The sequence below is a fragment of the Lutibacter sp. genome (assembly GCF_013139515.1).
Classification (GTDB): Bacteria; Bacteroidota; Bacteroidia; order Flavobacteriales; family Flavobacteriaceae; genus Lutibacter.
In genome coordinates, this window is record NZ_WTAR01000127.1 from 1 (window position 1) to 4,944 (window position 4,944).

The window sequence follows — 4,944 nt, forward strand, 5'->3', positions numbered from 1 at the left end:
TAAGTAGAAGTCAACATCAATCGCAAGGGTTTGGAAGTACCGGAACACGTGGAAGTCAAACTGAATATTTAGAATTTTTAAAAGGTGATTTTCCAGTCAATAAAAATGTTTTTGATGGAATAGATACCACTTGGAATAGAGTAGAAGGAGGAGCAGAAATTGCAACTATTTTGCAAAAAGTTGAAAACGAATTCAATTTTAAAAATCTATCAGCAAGTATTCCAGAACTGGTTGAAGCCTATCAATTAATTTCAAAATTAAAGGATACACATTGGAAACAAATTAAGTCGAAAGAAATAAAAGATATTATTGCAGCTTGTGCAGGTTTATATTTAGAGGCTGTTGCTAATAATTCATCAACTACTTTAAATTCAAAAAACACCATTAAAATTGAAGCTATAAATAGAAGTGATTACCCAATTAAATTGAATTTAGTAACTATTTATCCTTTAAATATTTCTGAAGGAAAATCAATTCAATTAGAAAATAACCAGCCTCACAAATTTTCTATGGATATTGAAATTCCTTCAAATATCAATAAAACATTTCCTTATTGGTTAGCTGGAAAAGGAACTTTAGGAATGTATAAAGTTTATGATAATAATTTGATAAGTTTACCAGAGACACCAAGAAGTATTTTTGCTAATTTTTCACTTGATTTTGAAGGCGTTTCAATTCCTTTCACAAAAGAAGTGACGTATAAATACAACGATCCTGTAAAAGGAGAAGTGTACAAACCTTTTGAAATTTTACCTGAAGTTTCGGCTTCATTTAATGAGAAAGTGTATATTTTTTCAGAGGATAATTCACAGAAAATTTCTATTAAAGTAAAAGCAGTAAAAGACAGTTTACAAGGAAAAATTAGTTTGTGTATTCCAGGAAATTGGAAAGTAACACCTGAAAATCACCAATTTAATTTAGTTCAAAAAGGGGGAGAGCAAAGTTTTGAATTTGTGGTAACGCCGCCAGTAAATCAATCGGAAGGTTTAATTTCTCCTATGATTGAAATAGGTGATAAAACGTATACAAATGAATTGATTGAAATTGATTACAATCATATCCCTTTTCAATCTATTATAATGCCTTCAGAAGCAAAAGTTGTTCGTTTAAATATTCAGAAAAAAGGACAATTAATTGGGTATATACAAGGTGCCGGAGATGCAGTTCCAACAAGTTTACGTCAAATAGGATATACTGTTGTAGAATTAGGCGATGATAATATTACACCTGAAAAATTACAAAATTTTGATGCTGTAATTTTGGGAATTAGAGCTTATAATACGAACGAAAGAGCTAAATTTTATCAAAAACACCTTCATAATTATGTGAATAATGGAGGAACTATGATAGTGCAATACAATACAAATCACAGGTTAAAAGTAACGAAAGTTGCTCCATATACATTAAAATTATCGCGAGATAGAGTTACTGATGAAAATGCAGAAGTTCAAATTTTAAACCCAGCTCATGAACTTTTAAATTACCCAAATAAGATAAGTCAGCAAGATTTTGAAGGTTGGGTACAAGAGCGAGGTTTGTATTTTCCAAATAAATGGGATTCAAATTTTGAAGCTGTTTTAAGTATGAATGATAAAAATGAAACTGCAAAAAGTGGTAGTTTATTAGTTGCAAAATATGGAGAAGGGAATTTTATTTATACGGGTTTAAGCTTTTTTAGAGAATTGCCAGCAGGTGTTCCCGGAGCGTATAAATTATTCGCAAATATGCTTTCGGTAGGTGAAAATAATACTGAAAAACTACTAAAAAATTAAGTATGGAAAATAAAAAATTCGTTTGGAAAAAAGAGTTCACAGCAGTGCTTATAGCAAATGCAGTCTATATTGTGTTGTTTTATATTATAATGAAATCATACTCATAAAAAATGCAACAACTAGACTGGATTATATTAATTGGAACGCTATTGTTTATAGTTTCATACGGTGCTTGGAAAACACGTGGAAGCCAAAATGTAACTGACTATATTAAAGGTGGAAGTGAGGCAAAATGGTGGACAATTGGATTGTCTGTAATGGCAACACAAGCCAGTGCAATTACTTTCTTATCAACTCCCGGACAAGCGTTTCATAGCGGTATGGGTTTTGTGCAATTCTACTTCGGGTTGCCAATTGCAATGGTTGTTATTTGTTTGGTTTTTATTCCTATTTACCATCGATTAAAAGTTTTTACGGCTTATGAATATTTAGAAACTCGTTTCGATTTAAAAACTAGAAGTTTAGCAGCAATTTTATTTTTAATTCAGCGGGGTTTAGCTGCTGGAATCACCATTTTTGCACCAGCTATTATTCTATCGGCAGTTTTAGGTTGGGATTTAACCACCTTAAATATTATTATTGGAGTGTTGGTAATTATTTATACTGTGAGTGGTGGAACTAAAGCTGTAAGTGTTACTCAAAAGCATCAGATGGCAGTAATTTTTACAGGAATGTTTGTTGCTTTCTTTTTAATTGTAAGCTATTTACCTGACGGAATTACCTTTTCAAACGCATTAAAGATTGCCGGAGCAAGTGGAAAAATGGAAGTGTTAGACTTCTCATTTAATTTAGATAATAGATATACTTTCTGGAGCGGAATAATTGGCGGAACCTTTTTAGCATTGTCATATTTTGGTACAGATCAAAGTCAAGTACAGCGTTATTTATCAGGGAAGTCGTTAAAAGAGATGCAATTAGGCCTTGTTTTTAATGGTTTGTTAAAAGTGCCAATGCAGTTTTTTATTTTGTTGGTTGGTGTTATGGTTTTTGTGTTTTATCAATTCAATGCTTCACCTTTAAATTTTAATCCATCTGCTACTGAAGTTGTAAAAAACTCTATATATGCTGATGAATATTTGGCTTTAGAAACTAAACATAAAGAAATTGAATTATTAAAATCTGAAGCAAATTTAAATTATGGTGCCAATTTATCAGATGAAAGTTTGGTTAAAGAAATACAGCAATTAAATTCTTTAGAAAGAGATAATAGAGCTGAAGCTAAAAAGTTAATTGAAAAAGCAAATATCTCTGAAAATGCTAAAGTAGAAACTAACGATAAAGATTATGTATTTATTCACTTCATTTTAAACAATTTACCACGTGGGTTGATAGGTTTGTTGTTGGCAGTAATTTTATCAGCAGCAATGTCAAGTACCGCTTCAGAATTAAATGCTTTGGCAAGTACAACTGCTATAGATTTATATAAGCGGAATGTGACAGTTGATAAAACAGATCAACACTATGTAAAAGCTTCAAAATGGTTTACGCTAGCTTGGGGAATTATTGCAATTTTAGTTGCAAGTTTTGCCAATTTGTTTGATAATTTAATTCAACTAGTAAATATTATAGGTTCTATTTTTTATGGAAATGTGTTGGGTATATTTTTACTAGCATTTTTTATAAAATTTGTAAAAAGTAATGCCGTATTTGTTGCAGCTTTAATAACTCAAATAGTTGTGATAATTGGGTGGTATTATGATTGGATGCCGTATTTATGGCTTAATTTATTTGGTTGTATGTTGGTAATGTTAATTGCCATGATTTTACAAGTTTTTAATAAATTAGCTGTTGAAAAACATGCTTAAATATTTATAGTATATTTAAGAATTATTTAGGAGAATAGTTGAATGAATGATTAATGTAATCAAACAAATTTTATTTAGGAGCGCTTTAGTAATTATAGTACTTCATACGCTTATTTCACATAAACATTATGATGAAATGAGCGAAGTTGAACATGTTACACTTCATCAAAATAATGATAATATACTTGATTTGTTAGTGCTATTTTTTCATGAAAGTAATGATGAAAGTATAGATAATTTAGTAGTAGCTCAATTTGATGTTAAAGAGACTTTTAAAAATGAAATAGTTTCTAATGCGTTTATATCGAATTCAGATTTACCCTTTTTTGATACAAGTTATTTAATAAAAGAATTAAATTTAAGTACAAGTAATTTTAGTAATATTTAGTTTGTTAAACTAAATGGTTTGAGAGGACCACCATCTTTTTATTCAGTATAGAATATTAAAGTTTAAAAGATTAACAAATAAAATTTATAAAATTATGGATGCTACACATCTTCATTTAATGCTAACGCATTTTCCTATTGTTGGAACAATTTTAGGAATCGGAATTTTGATTTATGGTCAATTTTCAAAGAAAAACGAAATTAAAAAAGTTGCTTTTGCAATTTTTATACTCATGTCATTATTAACAATTCCTGTTTATTTAACAGGAGATGGTGCTGAAGAAACTGTTGAACATATTGCAGGAGTTTCAGAAAATTTAATTGAAAGACATGAGGAATTTGCTGAAAATGCAATAGTATTTATGGCTTTCTTAGGAATTTTATCATTGCTTAGTTTTATTGCTATTGTAAGAAAATATTCATTTGAAAAAACAGCAACTATTGTAGCGCTTTCAGTTTCGGTAGTAACTTTTGCAGTTTTTGTTCAAGTAGGAAATTTAGGAGGACAAATACGTCATTCAGAAATTCAATCAAAGGATTATCTGAATACTCTTGAGATTATAAAAAATGTAAAAGGAGTAGATAATGAAAAGCAGAAGAAGACTAAAAAGGATCACGATGATGACGACGATTAATAGTTAAAATTGATTGTATATTAAATAAAAAAGCCACATCATATTGATGTGGCTTTTTCAAAAATCAATCAATCAAAAAAAATTAATGTGCCCATTCAGCAATTGATTCTTTATTCATTTTAACATAATCAGCGTTATTTGCTTTTTCAGCTCCGGCTAAAGATTTTTTAGCAGTTGCAATAGCACCAGCTTTGTCTCCTAAATCAGCTTGAATTAAACTCATTCTTCGTAAGTACCAAAAAGGAGGATTATCACCTTTAGTTGCTTTTTCCATCCAAGCTAAAGCTTGCTTTAAATCTTTTCCTTCAGTATGGTAATAAGTTGCTGATTGAAAATAATCGTTAT

At 29.8% G+C, this 4,944-nt stretch carries 4 protein-coding genes and 1 pseudogene; 4 read left to right on the forward strand and 1 reads right to left on the reverse strand.

Going from position 1 to position 4,944, the window contains the following annotated elements; genetic code table 11:
- From GQ540_RS11140 to GQ540_RS11155, 4 genes are all read left to right on the forward strand, one after another.
- A partial coding sequence (locus GQ540_RS11140) for an LmbE family protein (protein ID WP_291801030.1) occupies positions 1–1,772 on the forward strand: 1,772 nt, incomplete at its 5' end.
- A 110-nt stretch (positions 1,773–1,882) separates the two neighbouring features.
- A complete protein-coding gene (locus GQ540_RS11145; RefSeq protein ID WP_291801032.1) occupies positions 1,883–3,577 on the forward strand; it encodes a sodium:solute symporter in 1,695 nt (564 codons plus the stop codon).
- A 46-nt stretch (positions 3,578–3,623) separates the two neighbouring features.
- Positions 3,624–3,965, forward strand: coding sequence for a hypothetical protein (locus GQ540_RS11150; protein WP_291801034.1), 342 nt, complete (start codon positions 3,624–3,626; stop codon positions 3,963–3,965).
- A 94-nt stretch (positions 3,966–4,059) separates the two neighbouring features.
- Positions 4,060–4,599, forward strand: coding sequence for a hypothetical protein (locus tag GQ540_RS11155; RefSeq protein WP_291801036.1), 540 nt, complete (start codon positions 4,060–4,062; stop codon positions 4,597–4,599).
- An 82-nt stretch (positions 4,600–4,681) separates the two neighbouring features.
- Here the strand turns inward: GQ540_RS11155 and GQ540_RS11160 are convergent.
- Positions 4,682–4,944, reverse strand: a pseudogene (locus GQ540_RS11160) (dihydrolipoamide dehydrogenase); the annotation flags it as partial.